At 56.3% G+C, this 20,781-nt stretch carries 18 protein-coding genes and 1 tRNA gene; 8 read left to right on the plus strand and 11 right to left on the minus strand.

Annotated elements, in window-relative coordinates; all coding sequences use genetic code 11:
* The first annotated feature begins 170 nt into the window (after window positions 1–170).
* Window positions 171–1,745: a GAF domain-containing sensor histidine kinase gene (locus RZA33_RS05165; protein WP_317506785.1), complete on the plus strand. Its 1,575-nt coding sequence runs from the start codon at window positions 171–173 to the stop codon at window positions 1,743–1,745.
* Window positions 1,746–1,829: 84 nt separating this feature from the next.
* Here RZA33_RS05165 and RZA33_RS05170 read toward each other — a convergent pair whose 3' ends face one another.
* Together RZA33_RS05170 and RZA33_RS05175 are read right to left on the minus strand one after the other, a co-directional pair.
* Window positions 1,830–1,934 carry a glutamate-cysteine ligase family protein gene (locus RZA33_RS05170; protein WP_317506786.1) on the minus strand — a complete coding sequence of 35 codons (105 nt, stop codon included), beginning with the start codon at window positions 1,932–1,934 and terminating at the stop codon, window positions 1,830–1,832.
* Window positions 1,935–1,936: 2 nt separating this feature from the next.
* Entirely contained in the window at window positions 1,937–3,076 is a 1,140-nt protein-coding gene (locus tag RZA33_RS05175; RefSeq protein WP_317506787.1) for an aldo/keto reductase, read from the minus strand.
* Window positions 3,077–3,305: 229 nt separating this feature from the next.
* On the opposite strand from RZA33_RS05175, the gene RZA33_RS05180 reads away from it, so the two are divergent.
* On the plus strand, window positions 3,306–3,578 hold the full coding sequence (locus tag RZA33_RS05180; RefSeq protein WP_317506788.1) for a hypothetical protein: 273 nt from the start codon (window positions 3,306–3,308) through the stop codon (window positions 3,576–3,578).
* 50 nt (window positions 3,579–3,628) lie between these two features.
* Here the strand turns inward: RZA33_RS05180 and RZA33_RS05185 are convergent, their stop codons facing one another.
* Both RZA33_RS05185 and RZA33_RS05190 read right to left on the minus strand, forming a co-directional pair.
* A complete protein-coding gene (locus RZA33_RS05185) occupies window positions 3,629–4,372 on the minus strand; it encodes a Crp/Fnr family transcriptional regulator (protein WP_317506881.1) in 744 nt (247 codons plus the stop codon).
* Window positions 4,373–4,931: 559 nt separating this feature from the next.
* A tRNA-Arg gene (locus RZA33_RS05190) sits at window positions 4,932–5,008 on the minus strand.
* A gap of 144 nt (window positions 5,009–5,152) precedes the next feature.
* Here RZA33_RS05190 and RZA33_RS05195 point away from each other — a divergent pair.
* The 3 genes from RZA33_RS05195 to RZA33_RS05205 are packed head-to-tail and all read left to right on the plus strand — an operon-like array spanning window position 5,153 to window position 7,929.
* On the plus strand, window positions 5,153–6,148 hold the full coding sequence (locus RZA33_RS05195; RefSeq protein ID WP_317506789.1) for a TRAP transporter substrate-binding protein: 996 nt from the start codon (window positions 5,153–5,155) through the stop codon (window positions 6,146–6,148).
* Window positions 6,149–6,673: a TRAP transporter small permease gene (locus tag RZA33_RS05200; protein ID WP_317506790.1), complete on the plus strand. Its 525-nt coding sequence runs from the start codon at window positions 6,149–6,151 to the stop codon at window positions 6,671–6,673.
* Window positions 6,670–7,929: a TRAP transporter large permease gene (locus tag RZA33_RS05205; protein WP_317506791.1), complete on the plus strand. Its 1,260-nt coding sequence runs from the start codon at window positions 6,670–6,672 to the stop codon at window positions 7,927–7,929. The genes RZA33_RS05200 and RZA33_RS05205 overlap by 4 nt, the downstream gene beginning before the upstream one ends.
* On the opposite strand, the gene RZA33_RS05210 is transcribed toward RZA33_RS05205, so the two are convergent.
* The 6 genes from RZA33_RS05210 to RZA33_RS05235 all read right to left on the minus strand — a co-directional run bounded on the left by RZA33_RS05210 (window position 7,896) and on the right by RZA33_RS05235 (window position 14,452).
* On the minus strand, window positions 7,896–8,324 hold the full coding sequence (locus RZA33_RS05210; protein WP_317506792.1) for a carboxymuconolactone decarboxylase family protein: 429 nt from the start codon (window positions 8,322–8,324) through the stop codon (window positions 7,896–7,898). The two genes, RZA33_RS05205 and RZA33_RS05210, sit on opposite strands and share 34 nt — an antisense overlap.
* A complete protein-coding gene (locus tag RZA33_RS05215; RefSeq protein ID WP_317506793.1) occupies window positions 8,321–9,277 on the minus strand; it encodes a D-2-hydroxyacid dehydrogenase family protein in 957 nt (318 codons plus the stop codon). The genes RZA33_RS05210 and RZA33_RS05215 overlap by 4 nt, the downstream gene beginning before the upstream one ends.
* On the minus strand, window positions 9,274–11,235 hold the full coding sequence (locus RZA33_RS05220; protein WP_317506794.1) for a TRAP transporter fused permease subunit: 1,962 nt from the start codon (window positions 11,233–11,235) through the stop codon (window positions 9,274–9,276). The genes RZA33_RS05215 and RZA33_RS05220 overlap by 4 nt, the downstream gene beginning before the upstream one ends.
* A 100-nt stretch (window positions 11,236–11,335) precedes the next feature.
* A complete protein-coding gene (locus RZA33_RS05225; protein ID WP_317506795.1) occupies window positions 11,336–12,313 on the minus strand; it encodes a TAXI family TRAP transporter solute-binding subunit in 978 nt (325 codons plus the stop codon).
* 230 nt (window positions 12,314–12,543) lie between these two features.
* Window positions 12,544–13,515: a LysR family transcriptional regulator gene (locus RZA33_RS05230; RefSeq protein ID WP_317506796.1), complete on the minus strand. Its 972-nt coding sequence runs from the start codon at window positions 13,513–13,515 to the stop codon at window positions 12,544–12,546.
* 28 nt (window positions 13,516–13,543) lie between these two features.
* Window positions 13,544–14,452, minus strand: coding sequence for a LysR substrate-binding domain-containing protein (locus RZA33_RS05235; RefSeq protein ID WP_317506797.1), 909 nt, complete (start codon window positions 14,450–14,452; stop codon window positions 13,544–13,546).
* A gap of 176 nt (window positions 14,453–14,628) precedes the next feature.
* On the opposite strand from RZA33_RS05235, the gene RZA33_RS05240 reads away from it, so the two are divergent.
* The 3 genes from RZA33_RS05240 to RZA33_RS05250 are packed head-to-tail and all read left to right on the plus strand — an operon-like array spanning window position 14,629 to window position 18,777.
* Window positions 14,629–15,825 carry a CoA transferase gene (locus RZA33_RS05240; RefSeq protein ID WP_317506798.1) on the plus strand — a complete coding sequence of 399 codons (1,197 nt, stop codon included), beginning with the start codon at window positions 14,629–14,631 and terminating at the stop codon, window positions 15,823–15,825.
* Window positions 15,826–15,840: 15 nt separating this feature from the next.
* Entirely contained in the window at window positions 15,841–16,764 is a 924-nt protein-coding gene (locus RZA33_RS05245; RefSeq protein WP_317506799.1) for a hydroxymethylglutaryl-CoA lyase, read from the plus strand.
* Window positions 16,765–16,791: 27 nt separating this feature from the next.
* Window positions 16,792–18,777 (plus strand): aconitate hydratase, encoded by a 1,986-nt coding sequence (locus tag RZA33_RS05250; protein WP_317506800.1) that lies wholly within the window; start codon window positions 16,792–16,794, stop codon window positions 18,775–18,777.
* A 69-nt stretch (window positions 18,778–18,846) separates the two neighbouring features.
* Here RZA33_RS05250 and RZA33_RS05255 read toward each other — a convergent pair whose 3' ends face one another.
* Entirely contained in the window at window positions 18,847–20,610 is a 1,764-nt protein-coding gene (locus RZA33_RS05255) for a methyl-accepting chemotaxis protein (protein ID WP_317506801.1), read from the minus strand.
* Between the last annotated feature and the right edge of the window lie 171 nt (window positions 20,611–20,781).

A 20,781-nucleotide genomic window follows, 5' to 3' on the forward strand; every position in this document is an offset into this window, starting at 1 on the left:
CTGTGGATCTTTTGAGCTTAGCATCGTCGCCAGCACTCTTGCACCCAGTGCATCCACGCCAGTGTTCTTGTTTGTTGGGTAAATTCTCCCGCCTGCGTTAGAATTTTAATCGTGCCAAGGCCGCCGACACTCGGTCTGAGCAGACGCGCTATCAATAAGGGAACCCTGAGATGCAAAAGCCTCCTTTGCCTGCCAATGAAGCTGCACGACTTTCCAGTCTCGCTGATCACTACATTCTTGATACGCCCAGCGAGCCAGTGTTCGATGCCATCACGACCCTGGCGGCGAAGATCTGCGACACACCTTATGCCTTCATCGCGCTGCTCGATTCCCGCCGCCAGTGGTTCAAGTCCACCTACGGCATGAGTCTACAAGAATCCGCTCGCGAGGAGAGCTTTTGCAGCCATACCATTCTTAGCGAAGGCATCATGCAAGTGCCCGACGCAACCCAAGACCCTCGCTTTCACGACAACCCCTACGTTGAAAGCGACTTTCATGCCCGTTTTTATGCTGGCAAGCCCATCCGCAGTGCCACCGGAGAGGCCCTTGGCACCCTCTGCGTGATGGACCGCAAACCCCGTGAGCTGGAACCAGAACAGAAAGAGTCCATCGAGGCCCTGGCCCAGCTAGTCGAAACGCTGCTCCAGACCCGTCGGCAAGAAGCCAAATTCGCCTGGTTGGGCTCAGTGCTCGACGCTATGTCGGAAGAAGTGGCGCTATTCGACATGGAGAGCCTGCACTATGTCTATGCCAACGCCAGCGCCCTTGAGGAGCTCGATATCGACCTTGATGCCCTCAAGAAAACGACGCCTTTGGACATGATGCCGGCGCTTGATCGGGAAGGCCTTGAGGCCCTGCTTCAGCCACTACGGCGAGGTGAAAAAGAGATCGTCATCAGCGAGCAAATGCGCCGGCGCAAGGGAGGCATGTTGTATCCGGTGGAGATCCGCCTTCAAATAATCAAGACCGCCGTGCCGGTGTTCGCAAGCGTTGTGCGCGACATTAGCGAGCGCAAGGCAATCGAACGCGCCCAGCGGGAGCTTATTTCCACGGTAAGCCATGAGCTGCGCACGCCCCTGGGCTCTATCGACGGCGCCCTGTCGGTGATCACCTCGGGCATGGCTGGGTCGGTTCCAGAGCCGGTAGCCGAGATGGCAAACCTTGCTCAGCGCAATAGCCAGCGGCTAGTGAGGCTGGTTACGGAGTTTCTCGATCTTGAAAAAGCGGAGCTAGGCAAAGTCGACTTCAAATTAAAGCCGCTTAACCTCGCTGAGTTTCTCAACGAGTCCGTCTCCACCAACCAGGGCTTCGCTCACAAGCACGGTGTCGGCCTTAAACTGGGTGAAGTACCCCCGGGGTCGGTCTTGGCAGACCCCGACCGCTTGCAGCAGGTGCTGACCAACCTTTTATCCAACGCGATAAAGTTCTCCCCCGCCGGTGAGAATGTCAGGGTCGAGGCCCATCGTCTTGAGGCAAGCGATGACGGTGAAAACCGGTTGCGAATCAGTATCATCGACCGCGGGCCCGGTATTCCCGAAGAATTTAAGCCCTACCTTTTTGAGAAGTTCAGCCAAGCACAGAATAGCGACAAGAAAAGGCACGGCACCGGGCTCGGGCTCGCTCTAGTGAAAGCCTATGTAGAAGGCATGCAGGGCCAAGTGCATGTTGACTCACAAATCCACATGGGTACCGCCTTCCACGTGGACTTACAGATGCAGGAAACCCCAGAAAAAGACCGTGCTTAGCCTGGCTCTGTTAGTTGACCGTAATTCATCAGTGGCAAAAATCAGCTCCGGCGAAAATGCCAGCGGGAGGATACCGCAACGCGCCTAATCGGTGTGCAGCCAGGCGTAGTTGCGATAAGAGGTCAGCCGACTGTCCTGGCCATCGGCGAAGGGCGAATTGGCCAACGCCACCATCACTAGTGGCTGCATGATCAGCTTGGCGTGGGGGCATTTTCGGCGATCAGCCCTTCTTCCTTCAGCGCCTGCCAGTATTCAGCCGGAATATCGGCATCCATCGAGGCACGATTTTCCCGTGCCTGAACCGCATTGCGCGCACCGGGAATGGTGGCGGCGACCATATCGGGCGCGGCGGTGAATTGCAGAGCTGCGGTGCGCAGATCGATGCCATGCTCCTGCGCGATGGCGCTCAACCGATCACGCTGCTTCCAATAGCCCTCGGGAATATCCTTGCTGTACATCCAGTAGTCGGTGCCGGCAAGAAAGCCCGAACCCAGCGGTGCGCCGATCACCAACGACACATCGTTGTCGCGGCACTTGGGGAACAGACGGTTCAGAGCGTCTTCATGGTTGATCAGGGTGTACTTGGTGGCCTGTAAAATCACGTCCGGGTCGGCGTTATCGATGGCGGCAAGGCTAGGTTCGATGTCATTAACCCCCATTCCCCAGGCACCGATGATGCCTTCCTCGCGCATGCGGGTCAGCTCGGGCATGGCGCCATCAATCGCGGTCTGAAGGTACTGCCTCCACTCCTCGCCCATATCCTCGTTGCTAGGCGCCAGGTCATGAATGTAGACGATATCGATCTTGGGCAGCCCCAGGCGCTGAAGGCTGTCCTCCACCGAGCGACGTACCCCCGCGGCACTGTAATCGTAGCGGTAATTGAAATTCAGCCTTCCCGCCCAGATGCTGATATCGCTCGCCGAGGCATCCGGCACCAGCAGCCGTCCTACCTTGGTGGATAGCACATAGTCTTCGGGTGCCTTGTCGTCCAGAAAATGCCCCATGCGGCGTTCAGACAAACCCAGCCCGTACCAGGGCGAAGTATCAAAATGGCGCACCCCGCTGTCCCAGCATGCTTCGAGCATTAGCTGGGCCTCATCATCGGGCGTCACCCTGAACATGTTGCCGAGCTGGGTGCCGCCCACACCGAATCGCGCCTCCGGGGGAAACAGATCCAAGGCGAGTGGCGGATTCTCAGGCAGCAGCGACTCGCCGGTGGCGTTGGCAGCGTTGCTCCCGCCGGTTCTATTATCGGACGCCAGCAGTGGCGATGCAGCGGTGGCGGCGGCAGCCATGACGGCACCGCCCAGAAATTCTCGACGATTCGGCATCGTTTCTCTCCCTGAAAAGCATATGACTCCATCGACACTAGAACAGGATTGCCAGACCCGCCAGTCCGTCCAACCCTTCGTTCCTTCCCGGTCAGAGACGATGCCGGCAGCCCGGGAACGTCAGGCTGGTGAGAATATTAAAAAAATTCTTTTAAAATAAATATGGGTTAATTTTTAGCGCTCTCCGGCCTTGCTACCTTGAATACTTACTTGTAAGACAGGAGTTCATATGCTCAATAATTCCAGAAAAGTCAGCTGCCCCCACTGTGGTGAAGATAGTTCTTGGAAGGGTTCCCCTGGCCCCGAAGACAAACTTTTTTGCCAGCATTGTGAAACATTAATAATGACTTACGAAGACTATATTCATCATCTTATCCAGAAAGAAGTTCAGCGATTGATTGACGAATATTTTGACCCTAACCCTGCCAAAGAACACAGCCAATTGATAAATGCTCTAGAAAGGACGCAACCCACCACGGTCAGAGGAATAAACTTGTTTTGAAGAGATTAATGAAACAATGGTCGCTTCAAACTGGCGGCCATTGCTCTTTTTCACATATCCTTTTTCAGGCTGGGGTCAGCACGTTCCAGATGAAGATAAAGCGCATCGAAGTCCGCGTACTCCTTCATGCCTTCCCAGTCCGATATGTGAAACTTTTTATTTTGAAAAGTAATTAGTTCTTGTTTACGTAGTTTCTGCATCACCCTATTGGTATGTACCTGAGTGATACCTATCGCTTCGCCAAGTTGAGCCTGTGTCAAAGGCAATTCAAAAAGATGGTCTTCCGTCAATCCGGCGGCGCGCGCGCGAATAAGAAGCTCACAGAGCAGATGCGCCAGGCGTTGCTCGGAGGAGCGTAGCCCCAGGTTGACAAGCCATTCCTGAAGAATCGATATATCGATTAACGATGACCAGCTCAGGGACCGAGCTAGATGAGGGTGTTTTTCGTAAATGTTGTAAATTTCTTGGTAGGGTATAAAACCGATCTTTGAAGGAGTGAGAGCGGAGATAGTATGATCGATCTTCTTGGCCAAGGTTGTATGCAGGTTACAAAAATCCCCTGGAAGCTGGTAATTTAATACCTGTTTTTTTCCTTCGTGGTTATCTCTGAAACGACTCACCCAGCCTTCTATCACAAGATAAACGTACTGGGGGGATTCACCCTGCCTGATAATGTCTTCGTCTCTAGCAAAAAACTTTTCACTAACAATTGCATTTTCAAGAATTTTAATTTCTTGAGGAGAATGCTCCTGAAAATTTTGAAGTTTATTAACGAGATACTTTATATTTTTGATAAATCTCTCACTTTATAAAATTTTTCCTAGTATAAACTAGAGCAACAGACAGCAAAATACTCCTTACAAATCAAAGAATAACAAATCAAAGAATAACAAATCAAAGAATAACAAATCAAAGAATAACAAATCAAAGAATAACAAATTAAAGAATACTCAACCTTAACAAAGGCTGGGCCACTACTTTGTCGCATTTCCATGCTCTGCCACCCTGGGACTGTCTTGTCCACCATGCCGTGCCGTTCTCGTCTGCCTTCCATGGCAGCCGTCCTTAGCTTTTCCGGTGTCCACTTTACCGTTCCATAGTGTTAATGTCTCAATCTTTGAGCTACTTTACATTAACATTAATCAACTTCTAAACGATAATTTTATTGCAATGCATAGATAAGCTAAACCTTAAATATGTTAAGGTCTTTTCCGTTGGCATCTGTCGTTAACCATTTAATAATTAAGTACTAGACACTAAACCAAACTTTTACTATGCAATATAGCGGCAGTCATCACAGGATGGTCACAGACAAAAAAAGGGCCTACGCGTTAACGTAAGCCCTTGAAATTTTGGCGCGCCCGGCAGGATTTGAACCTGCGACCCTCGGCTTCGGAGGCCGATACTCTATCCAACTGAGCTACGGGCGCTTGTGGGTGCGTATCGTAACTGTGCGAGGGCGCTGTGTCCAGCCGTATGGCGCTTGGGTACCTTTAGTCAATTGACCGTTTTCCCATCTCTGGTGCATGCTTCCTAAGCACTTCTGCACCTTAGTCCATTGGGAACACAATAATATGAAAACATTTGCACGTAGCACGCTGGCACTGGGCATCTCACTGGCGCTGGTGAGCGCCGCGAACGCCGCTGATTTTGCGGATATGGATCCTGTCACCCTGCGCCTGGCCCACGTGGTCAATGAGCAGGATGGCTTTCATATCGCCGCCACCAAATTTGAAGAGCTGGTGGAAGAGCGCACTGAAGGCAAGGTGGATATCGAGATCTACCCCAACGCCACCTTGGGTGACGAACGCACGTTGCTGGAAGGCATGCAGATCGGCACCGTGGATATGGGCGTAATTACCAACGGGCCGGTAGCCAACTTTGTCGAAGAGATGGCGGTGTTTGAACTGCCGTTCCTGTTCCCTTCCCCGGAAGCCGCTTACGAAGTGCTCGATGGTCCGATTGGCCAGGAACTGCTCGATAAGCTTGCTGAGGTGAACCTGAAAGGCATGGCCTACGCCGAGCGCGGTTTCCGCAACCTGACCAACAGCGAGCGGGCGGTTAATACCCCTGAAGACCTGGATGGCCTGCGCATCCGCGTGATGGAAAATCCGGTTTACACCGACACCTTCCGCGAGCTGGGCGCCAATGCCATCCCCATGGCGTGGACCGAAGCGCTTACCGCCATGCAACAGGGCACTATTGATGGTCAGGAAAACCCGGTGAACGTGATTCACTCGTTCAACCTGGATGAAACCCAGAACTACATGACTCTTTCCCGCCACACTTATGCGCCGGCGATTTTTGTGATGGGCATGCCCGTCTGGAACCAGTTACCGGAACAGGCCCAAGAGGTACTGTTAACAGCCGCACAGGAAGCGGCAGAGCATGAGCGCCGGGTGAATGCAGAGATGGAGAGCGAGCAGCTGCAAGCGCTGCGCGATGCAGGCATGGAGATCAACGACGATCCAGATATGGAAGCCTTCCAAGCCGCCGTCGCACCAGTGTATGAGAAGTACGGCGAGCAGTTCGGTGATTACCTGCCGCGCATCCAGGAGGCGCTCAAGTAAGTGACCACCAAAACTCAACCGCTGTTAACGCTGCTACGGCGAATTGAGCGCGGGCTGGATGCCATCATCCAGCCCGTGGTCTTTGCGGGCATGGCGGCACTGATTGGGGTGATTACCCTGCAGATCGTCTCCCGCGTGCTGTTCACCGCGGTGGGCTGGACGGAAGAGGTCGCGCGCTTTCTGCTGGTGTGGATCACCTTCTTAGCCGGCACCTTGGCGTTTCAGCGCGGGCGGCACATTGCTGTGACCTTTGTGGTCGATGCCCTGCCCGGCCGCCTGAGCCAAATCGCGCGCATTACCGCCCTGCTAGTCGTGCTGGCGTTTATGCTCACGCTGATCGTCATCGGCTACCGCTATATGCAGGTGCAGAGCTTTCAGAAATCCGCCTCGCTGCGGCTGTCGATGACTTACGTCTATGCGGTGATGCCGATCTGCGCGGCGATTATGGCGTGGTACGCGCTGGTCGATATCATCGAGCTGCTGATTAACGGCGAAACCTCTCAGCCTCAGGAGGAGTCGCTATGACGCTGCTGCTGTTTGGGCTGTTCTTTCTGTTTATGCTGCTGGGCGTGCCAATTGCCTTTGCCATTGGCGCCAGCACGCTCTATGCACTTTACCAATCCGGCGTACCGCTGATGGTGGTCACCCAGCAGATGTTCCAGGGCATCAACTCCTTTGCCCTGGTCGCGATCCCCATGTTTATCCTCGCCGGGGATTTAATGGCTCAGGGTAAGGTAAGCGAGAAGCTGGTCAGCTTTGCCGATTCGCTGGTCGGCTTTATGCGCGGCGGGCTCTCGGTGGTCTCGGTGATGGCGGGCATGTTCTTTGCGGCCATTTCCGGCTCCGGTGCGGCCACTACCGCAGCGGTGGGCTCAAGCCTGGTGCCGGAACTCAAGCGTAAAGGCTACGACCCGGCCTCGGCGGCCAGCTTAATCGCCGCCAGCGGCACCATCGGGGTAGTGATCCCGCCCTCGGTGCCGATGATCATCTACGCGGTGATCGCCCAGCAGTCGGTTTCCAAGCTGTTTTTAAACGGTTTCTTGCCGGGATTAGCGATGGGACTGGGGTTAATGGCGATTGCCATTGCTCAAGCGTATAAGCGCCAATACCCCAAGGGCACACCGCTGTCGCTAGCCACCATCTGGCATACCTTTAAAGACGCCAGCTGGGGGTTGATGACCCCGGTGATTATCCTCGGCGGTATCTTCTCAGGCATATTCACGCCATCAGAAGCGGCAGTAGTGGCAGTGAACTACGCCATGCTGGTATCGCTGTTTGTGTACCGTGACCTCAACATGCCCCAGATTTACAAGCTGCTGATTCGTTCGGCGATGACTACGGCGGTGATTATGCTGGTGATTGCCATGTCGGCGGTGCTGAGTTGGACGCTCTCCAGCTGGCAAGTGCCAGGGGCGATTGCCCAGGCCGTGCTGTCACTCTCTACCAACCCGTACGTGATTATGCTGCTGATTGTGGGGATTATTCTGCTCACCGGGGTGTTTATCGAAACCGCCAGTGCGCTGATTATCCTCACACCGGTGCTGCTACCGCTGGTATTGCAGTTGGGGATTGATCCGATCCACTTTGGTTTGATTATCGTGGTGGGGCTCTCCATCGGCATGATTACCCCACCGGTGGCGATTAATCTCTATGTGGCGTCCTCCATTACCCAGCTGCCACTGGAGCGGATTACGCGCGCGATCATCCCCTACCTGCTGGGGCTGATTGGCGTGCTGCTGTTAGTGGTTTACGTGCCGATTATGCTGGGTTGGTCGGGATGACGACCTGCAGTGATCACCTCTCGGGCAATGCGTAAGCCATCTATTGCGGCAGGGAAGCCGCAATAGGGAACGCAATGAAGCAGCACTTCTCTAATTTGTTCCTCACTGCATCCGTTATTGAGCGCCCCACGAACGTGCGCCTTCAGCTCATGAGGTCTGTTTAACGCCACCAGCAGGGCTACGTTGAGCAAGCTACGAGTCTGGCGCTCAAGGCCAGGGCGGTTCCATACGTCGTTCCAGCACTGCTTGGTGACCAGTTCCTGCATTGGCCAACTGAAGTCGTCTACCTCCGCCAGTGCCGCGTTCACATAATCATCGCCTAAGACCTCACGCCGAGTGGCGAGCCCCTCGGTGTTCAGCGCTGCTTTCTCTTGTCGGGAAGTTTGGGTCATCATGCTTCTCCTGCCGCCAAGTTGCGCACCGGCTGGCCTTTGTCAAAAGCCACGACGTTGTCGAACGCATCGCCAAAATAGAGCTCATAGCTGTCTTTTTCGACATAGCCCAGGTGCGGCGTCGCCACGACGTTAGCCAGTTCCAGCAACGGGTGCGCCCGCACCGGCTCGTCATCAAACACATCCACGGCGGCCATACCCGGCCGCCCGGCGTTGAGGGCAGCTTCAAGCGCGCCTTCTTCCACTAGCGGGGCGCGACTGGTGTTCACCAGCAGCGCCGTGGGCTTCATGCTGGCGAGGTTTTCGGCGGTGACGGTACCCCGAGTTTCGGGGTTTAGCCGAAGATGCAGGCTGAGCACATCGCTGCGCGCGAAGAAGTCCGCCTGGGAACCCGCAACCTCAAGCCCCGCGGCAGCGGCTCGTTCACGGGTCGTCTCCCGCCCCCACACCAGCACGTCCATTTCAAACGCCTGACCGTAACGCGCCACCAGCTGGCCAATCTTGCCGTAGCCAAAAATACTCAGCGTACGGCCTTTCAAGCCGGTACCCAGCGTCCGCTGCCAGCGCCCGGCCCTGAGATTATTCACCTCATCGGGGATATGCCGCATCGCCGCCAGCACCAGCCCCCAGGTAAGCTCGGCGGCCGCATATGGCGAACCGGTGCCCGCCAGCACGGTCACACCGTGCTGGCGGCAGGCCGCCATATCTACATGAGCCGCCCCACCGCCGGTCTGGCTGATCAATTTGAGCTTGGGTAGCCGCGCCAGCAATGACGCCGTTATCGGCGTGCGTTCACGAATCAGCACCAGGGCCTCGGCATCTTGAAAGCGCGCCACCAACTGGTCTTCATCTATCACCGTGTCGTGATAGACCGTGACTTGGTGACCTGTCAGCTTGGCAAAGGCATCCAGCGTGCGGACGCAATCCTGATAATCATCGGGGATCACTACCTTCATGAGCGTGTTTCCTTGGAAGTTTCAGGAGCAAGCGGGATAGCGCTTTTAGGCGTATGGGTCGCAAAGCGCTGCCACGCGAAGATACCGACTATAACGGCAATCCCGACAACATCGGTGATGGCTTGCCCATTGATAAGCATCAGTGCGGCGAACAGCAGTAATCCTCGTTCTAACCAGGAACATGGGCGCGCAAAATAGCCGATGGTAGATGCCGCCAGTGCAATAATGCCCAGCACCCCGGATGCCACTGCCATGCCAATTTCCAGCTTCGTGCCTTGACCAAGAAGCGGTGGATGATAAATGAACATGAAGGGAATCAGGAAGCCGCCCAGCGAAATCTTGGTGGCCGTCAGTGCCGTACGGAACCAGTGCGAACCGGCAATCGCGCCACCGATATAAGCCGCCAGCGCGACAGGCGGCGTCACGCCTGAAAGAATCGCGAAATAAAGGATAAACAGGTGTGCCGAGAGGCTTGGCAACCCCGCTTCGATAAAGGCCGCCGCGACTACCGATGCCGCCAGCATATAAGCGGCTACCGTGGGCAGGCCCATCCCCAGAATAATGGCCACCACCATCGCCAGCAGGAGCGTGATCAGCACATCACCGCCGCTCACCATGACGATCAGCGAGGACACCTTGAGCCCCAGCCCCGTCAAACTGATCACCGCGGCAATAAGCGCGACACTGCCGATTATCACAGCAATCATCGCCGCCGTCATGGCACCGGCTTCCAGGGCAGCAGGGAGAGACTTGATCCGCTCCCATAGCGTGCCCGGGCTGCGTGGCGACACCAGATAGAGCAGCAATGCGGTAAAGTAGGCAGCCACCGCCGCGGTGGTGGGCGTATAGCGGAGCACCAGCATGGTGATCAGCACGATCAGCGGCAGCAGCAGGGTTTCAACATTGAAGAACCCTTCCCGTAGGCTTGGCCGCTGGGATTTTGGAAGCGGGTTTAGTCCTAAGCGCTTCGCTTCAAAATGCACGCTCATCCAGATGGCCAAGTAAAACAGCAGGGCCGGTATCAGCGCAGCGCTGATAATGTCGAGATAGCTGGTCGAAATCACATCGGCCATGACAAAGGCGGCAGCGCCCATGATAGGTGGCAAAATCTGCCCCCCGGTCGACGCTGATGCCTCGGTCGCCGCCGCAAAGCGCGGGCTGTAGCCATTCTTCTTCATCAGCGGAATGGTGAACACCCCGGTGGTGGCCACGTTGGCAGCGGTGCTGCCGCTGATGCTGCCGAACATGGCACTGCACAGCGTAGCGGCCTTGGCGGGCCCGCCGGCCATGCCACCGGTCGCGGCAGTGGAGAGACGCATGAAGGTATCGCCGCCTCCAGTGGTCACCAATAGCGCACCAAACATGATGAAGATGACAATCACCGTGGAAGAGGTGCGCATCAGGCTGCCAAAGATACCAGTGGGGCCGAGGTAGAAAGTCGCCACCAGGTCGTCCCAGCGAAAACCGCCGTGGCCCCACACGCCGGGCAGGTGTTGCCCAAAGGCCGCATACGCCAGGGCGATCAGCACCAGTATCGGGAAGGCCAGGCCGATGGCGCGGCGACAGGCTTCCAGAAGCAGCAAGATCGCACTCACGCCCAGTACCAGATCCAGCGCGGTAGGCGTTAGATAGCCCAGCTGATAGATGATTCGGTCGAAGTGATAAACGTAGTAACCGCTTATCACGACGCTCATGACAATCGGGACAATATCAAACCAGGGAATCTTCTGGGCATCCCGTACCCTGCAATGGTAAGCCAGAAAGATCAGCGGCATCGCAAACAGCAGGTGAACGGCGTTTTGCGTATTCACCGGCCCGGTAACTGCCGTGTAGAGGTGGAAAATCGCCATCGCAACGGCGGCTGTGCGCACCACGACAAACCAGAAGCCCGAGAGCTGTCGCTTGCCCGAATCCTCCTGGTACTTTTCCACGACGTTAGAATTTTTAGCGGTATCCATGGAGCAACTCCCACGCCGCCTGACAAGGGGACGTCAAGCAACGCGTCAGGCTGATAGCTAATGCCCCCACCGGAATACCGGCGGAGGCTCAAGAGTGTGCTTACTGAGCTTCAGGCGGAATGATGTCTTCCGGAATGTCCAGACCCAACTCCTGGTAATAGCGTAGCGCGCCTGCATGTAGCGGGAAGGTTGCAGTATCCATCACGGTTTGCGGATCAACATTTGCGGCGGGCTTAAAGGAGGCCGCTACCTGATCGTGGTTTTCCCAGTACGCTTTGGTCAGTTCATACACCGTATCGGCGTCAAGCTCAGTGCTTGCTGCCACGCCCATGTAGATACCTAGCGACTGGGCTTCGCTCATCCCGGTATAGGTATCCGCCGGTACAATGGCAGGCGACAGAAACGGAAGCTCTTCAATCACCGTCTCCACCTGTTCATCCGTCAGCGACAGCAGCTGTAGCGGGCGTGAGGAATGCACTTCAGTAAACAGTGGGATCGGCGGCACACCGTTGTAGCTAAAGCCCACTAGGCGACCATCGGTAACGCCTTCCGCCGCATCGTTCACCCGCATGCGCTGGAAGTCCGGCTCGATATTCAGGATGCCAAACACCTGCTCGGTAATGTACTCACCGCCCCCACCAATGCTGCTGGGGTTAAAGCGCTCGCCGTTCAGATCTTCAAAGGTTTCGATATCGCTATCCTGGCGAACCGCCCAGTGCATGGTGGACGGCGCAATCCAGTAAACGAGCCGCACATCCGGATTAGGGGTATCCTCAAAACGGCCGACGCCGTTATAGAGTTCATACCCCACCAGGGCTTCGGTGAACGCTAGGTCAAGCTCACCGTTGTTCAGTCGAATGGCGTTTTCACGGGTGCCGCCCGTTTCACGTACGGTTATTTCGTAATCTGAATTGGCGCTTATCACGCGCGCGCCTTCCGAGATACCGAAAAACCAGCCAGTACCGGTGGGCACGGCGCCCAGATTAAGCGCGGTCTGTGCTTGAACAGCGCCGGTCGTAAGCGCACCAGCGACCAACAGAGAAGCGGGCAGTAGGTGGCGTAGTTTTATTGCTGTCATTGTTATTTCCTCTCAGCGTCGGGAAGCATGTTGTGCTGTTATTTTCTGTGGGAGGCCAAGGTCGCGCCCCTCCCGAGAACTCACCAAGCAGTAGAACGTCGCTTGATGGTTGCTAGAGTGATAGCGCTAAAGATGGGTGGCTGTATATTGGTGATTGATGAACCTGCCTTCTCCAAACGCGAAAGCTGGACAAGGAAAGCGTACATCATCTGACTTGGAGAGCCCGTCAATCAACGCGCCGCAGCGGCATTTACTAAATGGTCGACCAACACCCGGGCGGCCATGGAGAGCTTGTCTAAATCTTTCACGTAGATACTCAGCCGACGCCGTGCCCAGCTGTCCCGAATCGCCAACACCTTGACGTTGAGGCCATCGACATACTGACGAATGGCGCCGCGGGGCAATACGCCGATCCCCAGGCCTTCCTGGACCATCAGGCATAGCGCGTCGTAGCTGGTCACCTGTATGCGGATACGCAGTGTCTTATTGACCATGCTGGCGGCGCGCATAATCTCCAGATTGATGGCACTCGCGGTATGCAATCCCACATGGGGATAGTCCAGGCACTCACGAAAATCGATCTGCTCCCGCTCGGCAAGCGGATGCTGCTTAGGGACCACCAGCACGAGGTCATCAACGTGGTAGGGAAACTCAATCAGGTCGTAGCCATGCAGCAATTGGGCGCACACCCCGATATCCGCATTGTTGTTCATGACCTCGCGGGTAATGATGGGACTCACTTTTTCTTCCAACTGTACGCCAATATCCGGGTGCTGCTCGAAAAAAGCGCGCATTTCGTTGGGCAGGTACTGGGTAATCGCTGACATATTGGCGAACACCCGAACCATGCCGCGCTGACCACTGGCATAGTCACGCATCTGCAGATCGAGGTCTTCAAGGTTATGCAGTACGCCCCGGGATAGATTCAGCAGTGCACTCCCGGCGGGCGTCAGTACGATGCCTCGGTTGTTGCGCTTGAGCAGTGGCGTGTTGAAGTAGGCTTCCAGCTCGCTAAGCCGCTTGCTGACGGCCGAGGTCGCCATGAACGAAGCATCAGCAGCGCCGCTGATGGTGCCCATTTCAGCCACACGCACAAACAGTTTGAGTGAGGTCGGGTCGAGTTTCATAGCAGCTGTAGCGGCAAGTCGCGCTTTATAAAGGCGGTGCGCATACCCTTCTCCTGCGTTGTGATGTTCATGCACGTTATCGCTTTGCAAATGCGTTTAACACTCATAGAGGTTGCTTGGGCGTATGGGGCGTCAGCAGGTGATCGACCAAGTGGCGGGCCACCAGCGGCAGAGTGGCGTAATGGCGCATTCCCACCACCAGTTCACGTTTTGCCCACTCGTCTGCCAAGGGGATCATGCATAACTTTAAATCTTTCAAATCGCGATACAGCGTCTGCTGGGGCAGTACACCAACGCCCATACCGTAATGAATCATGCGGCAAATCGCATCGAAGCTACGTACCTGAATTCGCATGCGCAGGGTTCTTCCCGCCTGGCTGGCCTGCTCATGCAGTAGCGACTGTAGCGACGTGTCCTGTTGCAAGCCCACAAAGTCATATTCGGCGGCCTGATGCAAATGCAGCTGCTGATGAACAGCCAGCGGATGATCCTGCGGGGTAACCAGAACCAACTGATCGCGCCGGTAGGGCTTTACCTCCAGCTCATCCGCCGCCACATGGCTAGCAAAAATGCCGATATCGGCCACACCATCGCGCACGGCGGTAATCGCTTCACTGCTGGTACGTTCCTGCAGGTCGATCTTGATCTGAGGGTAGGTCAGGGCAAAGGCACTTAAATCCTGGGGAAGAAAGGCGATGATCGCCGAGGTGTTGGAATGTATGCGCACATGACCACGCACCCCTTCGCCATATTCGCTCAGTTCGGCCTGCATTCGCGCCACGTCTTCGAGAATGCGTCGGGCATGGTGTAAAAACGCCCGGCCGGCTGGGGTGAGCTCAACCCCCCGGGGGCGGCGATATAAGAGTTCGGTGCCCACCAACGCTTCCAGGTCGCTGACGCGTTTGCTGACCGCTGCCACGGCAAGGTGCTCACGCTCAGCGGCGGCGGTAAGCCGCCCCTCATCGGCAATGGCAACAAACAGTTTCAAGGTAACAAAATCAAATCGGAGCATCGCACAGACCGCCTTGCTATTGGGGTAAAAGAAACTACCTCGACATCCTAGGCTTCGTCCATGACGAACACGTAGTTCCTGATTGCCTAATTGTTATGACACGCCAGCTCGCCGATGCTGGTGTAGAAACAAACTGACAAAAAGCTGCATGAACCGGGTTATCAGGAGCTTATATTATGACCACGCGCCAGCTTCCCCTCGATGGGCTTAAAGTCGTAGAGCTTGGCCAACTGATTGCAGGCCCGTTTGCCACCAAACTTCTTGGCGAATTTGGCGCTGACGTGATCAAGATCGAGCCCCCCGGCACTGGCGACCCCCTTCGTAAATGGCGGATTCTCGAAGAAGGCACCTCGCTTTGGTGGCATGTGCAAAGCCGTACCAAGCGCTCGGTAACGCTCGACCTGCGTACTGCAGAAGGCCAGGAAATGGTGCGACGCCTAACGGCAGAGGCGGATGTCATCGTTGAAAACTTTCGCCCCGGCACACTAGAGGGCTGGGGGCTTGGCTATGAAGCGCTGGCTGCGCATAACCCCAGGTTGATCATGGTGCGCGTTTCCGGCTTCGGCCAAACCGGTCCTTACCGTAACAAGCCAGGATTCGGGGTCATTGGCGAAGCGATGGGCGGGTTGCGTTACCTGACCGGCCAGCCGGATGAACCTTCAGTACGGGTTGGCGTCAGCATCGGCGATTCGCTATCCGCGCTATACGCCGTGATAGGTACGTTACTTGCCCTTCAGGAGCGACAGCGCAGCGGGCTGGGGCAGGAAATTGACGTCGCACTCTACGAGTCCGTGTTTGCCATGATGGAAAGCCTGCTGCCCGAATACGATGCGACCGGTCATGTGCGCGAACCCAGCGGTAGCGCACTGCCTGGCATCACGCCCTCGAATGCATACCGTACGCAGCAGGGTGACTATGTGCTCATCGCAGGCAACGGCGACAGCATTTTCAAGCGTCTGATGCAGGTCATTGGCCGCGACGACCTCGCGCAGCACCCAGCCATGGCACATAACGATGGCCGTTCCCAGCATGCCCAGGAAATCGATGCCGCTATTGAGGCCTGGACCCAGACTCAAGACCGTGACGAGATACTGCGTATTCTAGAGGATGCACGAGTCCCTGCAGGCTACCCCTACACCGCTGCGGATATTGCCACCGACCCACACTACCTGGCTCGCGAAATGATTCAGACCGTGACGCGTGCCGACGGTCGTTCGCTCAAGGTGCCGGGTGTGCTGCCCAAACTGAGCGCTACGCCCGGCAGGCTGGGGCAAGGTGGCCCGCCGCTTGGTGCCCATACCGATGAAGTGCTTGATGAGTTGGGCATCGACACCGAAACCCGTGAAAAACTTCGCCATGCAGGCATTATCTAACCTTGAGAGGGCACGATGGAGACGTTACAAATCAACGAAGTCGCTCCTCGGGATGGCTTTCAGAGCGAATCCCGTTTTATTCCCACCGCTCAGAAGGTGGCGTTGATTGATGCCTTGACCGCCACCGGCATTGCGCGCATCGAGGCCACCTCCTTCGTGTCGCCCAAGGCGATTCCTAACCTGCGTGATGCCGCCGAGGTCGTCAGCGCCATTCAACGTCGTCAAGGCGTCGATGTAACCGTGCTGGTACCTAACCTGAAAGGTGCTGAGCGTGCGCTTGCCTGCGGTGTCGACGAGATCAACTTGGTGATGTCAGCAAGCGATGCCCACGGCCGGGCCAATTTGCGCATGACGCCCGATGAATCACTCCGGCAGTTTGCCAACATCATTAATACCGTCAGGGTCAGGGGCAGCGGCGTGTTTATCAACGCCTCGCTGTCGACGGCCTTTGGCTGCCCGTTTGAGGGCAATGTGCCTGAAGCCCGAGTACTCGACCTCATCGAACAACAGCTGGCACTGGGCGTAGAGGGTGTCACGCTCTGCGATACCACCGGTGTTGCCAATCCGGTTCAGGTGAGCGCGCTGTGTGATCAGGTACTGAAACGCTTCCCTGGCGTACCGTTTACGCTGCATTTTCATAATACCCGGGGCATGGGCCTTGCCAACGCGCTGGCCGCCTGGCAGGTCGGCATTACCCGCTTCGATGCCTCGCTGGGAGGGCTGGGCGGCTGCCCCTTTGCCCCCGGCGCAACGGGCAATGTGTGCACTGAAGACCTAGTACACATGTTTGAACAGATGGGGGTGAACACGGGTGTCAATCTGCCCGCGCTGCTTGAGGCCTCTGTCACTCTCCCCGACTTGATCGGCCACGACACCCCAGGGCAGGTATGCAAAGCGGGCAGCGCCGATCGTCGCCATCCTCTGCCGGCCCAGGCGTAATGCAACCCCCACCGACGGTGAATAACAATGACTCATCCCGCACCATCCGCCCAACCCTTGAACCTTTCCCAGCAGTTAATCCAGCGCCATCTCGTCAGCGGCGAGATGATCCCAGGCAGTGAAATCGCTTTAGCTATCAACCAGGCGTTGCTTCAGGACGTGCTGGGCACACTGGTCATGCTGGAACTCGAAGCCATGGGCCTGGACCGCGTCCACACCCAGCCCAGCGTGCAGTATATCGACCACGGCCTGGTACAAGCGGACAACCTGAACGCAGAAACCTATCTGTTTTTAAAAAGTGCCTGCGAGCGTTTCGGCGTGTGGTATTCAGGCCCCGGCAATGGCATCAGCCACCCGGTGCATATGGAAAACTTCGGCGTGCCCGGTCAGTCGATCGTCGGCTGCGACAGCCACACCACGGCAGCAGGGGCGCTGGGTATGCTGGCCATTGGCGCAGGCGGTATTGAAGTCGCCATGGCCATGGCGGGCGAGCCACTGTATATCACCATGCCCAAGATCTGGGGCATTAAGCTGGAAGGCCGACTCCCCGACTGGGTGTCAGCCAAAGACATCGTTCTCGAACTGTTACGCCGACACGGCGTTGCCGGTGGCAAAAACACAATGATCGAATATTACGGTCCCGGGCTTGCCCACCTTTCAGCAATGGACCGCCATGTATTGGCGAACATGGGCACTGAAATGGGCGCGACGGCCACAGTTTTCCCCAGTGACGAAGAAACCCGTCGGTTTCTGGCTGCTCGGGGACGTGAGAGTGACTGGCATCCACTGGCCGCTGAACCCGGCTGTCGCTATGAACTCAACGATCATCTGGACCTCGCAACCCTGGAACCCATGATCGCGTTGCCTTCCAGTCCGGATAATGTCGTCACCGTTCGCGAAGCGGCAGGCCAGCCACTCCATCAGGCCTATATCGGTTCTTCAGGTAATCCGGGATATCGTGATTTTGCAGTCGTGGCGGAAATCGTCCGCGACCGACAGGTGGCCGACGGTGTCTCGCTGGACATCAACCCGTCTTCTCGCCAGGTGCTCACCACGCTGATTCAGCAGGGTTATCTGGGTGATCTTGTTGCCAGTGGCGCGCGACTCCATCAGGCAGGTTGTAACGGCTGTATCGGCATGGGCCAAGCCCCTGCTGTGGGGCTCAACAGCCTGCGTACGGTACCGCGTAATTTTCCGGGTCGCTCGGGCACCCGTGAAGACAGCGTTTTTCTATGCAGCCCGGAAACGGCGGCTGCCTCAGCGCTTGCCGGAGTTATTACCGACCCACGAACGCTTTCCATGGCGTATCCGCGCATTACCGAGCCAGACAAGATAGTCATTAACCGTGCACTGTTTAACGCGCCGCTGCCTGTTGAAGAAGCTCGCCTCAAACCTCTGCAAAAAACGGACAACACACCGGCATTACCGGCGTTGAGCCCACTCCCCGATACGCTGGAAGTACCCGTATTACTGGTCGTCGGCGACAACATTTCAACCGATGACATCATGCCCGCCGGTCAGCGGGTGCTGCCTTACTGGAGCAGCATCTATGCATCGGCTCCTTTCACGTTTGAAGCCGTTGATGACACCTATGCCACCCGCGCTGATAAAACCCGAACGCAAGGGGGTCATGCCATTGTCGGCGGTATTAACTACGGCCAAGGGTCAAGTCGCGAGAATGCCGCCCTGGTACCCCGCTACCTGGGCTTGCAGGTGGTCGTTGCCAAGAGTTTTGCCCGCATTCATTGGCAGAACCTGATTTGTTTTGGTGCCTTACCGCTCACTTTTTGCCAGCCCGAAGATGGCGAGCGTTTGAGTCAGGGAGACACCATTGTGATCAAGGACCTTTACAACCAACTCGCCAAAGGCGGTGACTTGATCGCCGAGATCCCCGGCAAGGGAACAATGACCTTGCACCACGGGCTGACGGACCGCCAGCAAACGTTAATTGCGCAAGGAGGGGTCATCAATCATTTACGAACGCGCAATGCGGACACAGGCGCGCAGGCTTGAAGCCTGCTAATGAAAGGGGCTTGCCAACTGGCAAGCCCCATTAACTGTATCAAAAGCAGCGTCAGGCTCTTAGAATTCTTCCCAATCGTTGCCACCTGAGGTTGCCGTCGATTTGGGTGATGACGCCGGACGCTTCAGGCCGCTATCCCCACCGCGTTGCTGAGAGGACGGAGACGCTAGCGCCTGATGCCGCGGCGAAGGCTCATCTTCACCGAGCACGAAGGAGCTGATTAGCTCGTTTAATTGCTCCGCATGGCGGCGCATATTGGCGGCTGCGGTGGTTGATTCTTCGACCATGGCGGCGTTCTGCTGGGTCATGGTGTCCATTTCGGCCACGGCGGTATTGATCTGGCCGATACCGCTGCTTTGCTCTTTGGCCCCGGCGGTGATTTCACCGATGACATCGGTGACTTTCGCCACGCTGGAGACGATCTCACGCATGGTATCGCCCGCACTGCGCACCAGCTTCGCGCCGGAATTAGTGTGCTGAACCGAGGCATCAATAAGCGCACGAATCTCTTTAGAGGCGTCGCTAGAGCGGCTAGCCAGGACCCTAACTTCTTGTGCCACCACGGCAAAGCCGCGGCCATGTTCGCCCGCCCTTGCGGCTTCCACCGAGGCATTAAGCGCCAAAATATTGGTTTGGAAGGCAATCGCATCAATCATGGTGATAATGTCGCTGATACGCGATGCAGAGTCGTTGATATCTTGCATCGTGGTCTCGACCTGCCCCATCGCGGTTTCACCTTCGCGGGCAACGTCAGCCGTAGAAAGAACCAGCGTATTCGCTTGCTGGGCATTATCGGCACTGTGATTGACGGTCGAGGTAATCTCTTCCATAGACGCAGAGGTTTGTTGCAGGTTAGCGGCTGCTTGTTCGGTGCGGGTAGCGAGTTCTTCAGAACTTTGTGATATTTCCCCTGCGGCCTGATGCACGCTGAGCGTGCTGCGGCGCACGTCGCGCAGGGTTACCTGCATCCGCTCTACAAAGGCGTTGAACTGAACGGCAAGGTTACCCACTTCGTCGCCACTTTCGACGGCCAGACGACGGGTTAGATCACCGCGCCCCTGGGCAATATCGTGCATAGCAGCAGTAGTGCGCTTGATCGGCCCGACCGTGCGACGCACGAAGCCATACGCCACCAGGGCAATCACAAGAAACAGCACCAGCCCCAGGAATGATGAAAATAGTAGGCTCTGGCGCAAATCTTCAGCAGCAGTCGCCTCAAGTTCGGCAAAGGCATCATCGACATCGGTCACGTAGACACCGGCACCAATCAACCAGTCCCATTTTTCCAGGCGATCCACATAAGAGTGTTTGGGTTCAATAGCGTTAGTGCCCGGATACTCCCACAAATAGCTGTAGCTACCCCCGCCGCTCTGCGCAACCTTAATGAGTTCGCGGATAAGATAAGTCCCATCGGGCGTTTGGGCATCAATCATGTTGGTGCCTTCACGCTCCGGCGCGGGTGCCGTGACGATGTTATTACCGTCATAATCGTAAATAAAAATATAGTTGCTATCTTCAAAGCGCATGGAGCGCACTAGCTCAGCCACCTGCTGCTTAGCGGCCTCGTCGTTGGCGCCTGCCTCTTCATAGATCGGGGCTATAGCGGTTTTCGCCATCTGCACAATGTTGCGCACCGCGTTACGGCGTTCGTCAATCAATGCCTCACGCTGTTCGGCTAGCGATTCACGGGTATCTCGAATGCTGCTATAAGCATCGAACCCTACTAACGCAACGGTCACCAGAAGTAGGGGCAGCAGTATCAGCAGTAGGATTTTGGTTTGCAAACCAAAACCTCCGCGACGGGGCGGTTCGGCAGTAGCCATTGAGTGCGAACTCCAGTGTTATAAATTATAAGAGGGAAAGAAAGCTTCAGGTACAAAGCTGGTATTCATACGCATTATCGGCGCAAACGATAATAACTTTACTCACTGAGCGGCTTTTTCCTGCCTAGCTGGCGACAATCGACAATGGTCGGCCCACCTCTACTGACCCAC

It is taken from the genome of Halovibrio sp. HP20-59, assembly GCF_033052795.2.
GTDB lineage: Bacteria > Pseudomonadota > Gammaproteobacteria > Pseudomonadales > Halomonadaceae > Vreelandella.

Coding starts and splice junctions, on each gene's coding strand:
- RZA33_RS05250 (WP_317506800.1), top strand. CDS start 16,792: ATGACTCATCCCGCACCATCCGCCCAACCCTTGAACCTTTCCCAGCAG.
- RZA33_RS05225 (WP_317506795.1), bottom strand. CDS start 12,313: ATGACAGCAATAAAACTACGCCACCTACTGCCCGCTTCTCTGTTGGTC.
- RZA33_RS05215 (WP_317506793.1), bottom strand. CDS start 9,277: ATGAAGGTAGTGATCCCCGATGATTATCAGGATTGCGTCCGCACGCTG.
- RZA33_RS05165 (WP_317506785.1), top strand. CDS start 171: ATGCAAAAGCCTCCTTTGCCTGCCAATGAAGCTGCACGACTTTCCAGT.
- RZA33_RS05255 (WP_317506801.1), bottom strand. CDS start 20,610: ATGGCTACTGCCGAACCGCCCCGTCGCGGAGGTTTTGGTTTGCAAACC.
- RZA33_RS05205 (WP_317506791.1), top strand. CDS start 6,670: ATGACGCTGCTGCTGTTTGGGCTGTTCTTTCTGTTTATGCTGCTGGGC.
- RZA33_RS05245 (WP_317506799.1), top strand. CDS start 15,841: ATGGAGACGTTACAAATCAACGAAGTCGCTCCTCGGGATGGCTTTCAG.
- RZA33_RS05235 (WP_317506797.1), bottom strand. CDS start 14,452: ATGCTCCGATTTGATTTTGTTACCTTGAAACTGTTTGTTGCCATTGCC.
- RZA33_RS05170 (WP_317506786.1), bottom strand. CDS start 1,934: ATGCAGCCACTAGTGATGGTGGCGTTGGCCAATTCGCCCTTCGCCGAT.
- RZA33_RS05220 (WP_317506794.1), bottom strand. CDS start 11,235: ATGGATACCGCTAAAAATTCTAACGTCGTGGAAAAGTACCAGGAGGAT.
- RZA33_RS05240 (WP_317506798.1), top strand. CDS start 14,629: ATGACCACGCGCCAGCTTCCCCTCGATGGGCTTAAAGTCGTAGAGCTT.
- RZA33_RS05175 (WP_317506787.1), bottom strand. CDS start 3,076: ATGCCGAATCGTCGAGAATTTCTGGGCGGTGCCGTCATGGCTGCCGCC.
- RZA33_RS05210 (WP_317506792.1), bottom strand. CDS start 8,324: ATGATGACCCAAACTTCCCGACAAGAGAAAGCAGCGCTGAACACCGAG.
- RZA33_RS05180 (WP_317506788.1), top strand. CDS start 3,306: ATGCTCAATAATTCCAGAAAAGTCAGCTGCCCCCACTGTGGTGAAGAT.
- RZA33_RS05195 (WP_317506789.1), top strand. CDS start 5,153: ATGAAAACATTTGCACGTAGCACGCTGGCACTGGGCATCTCACTGGCG.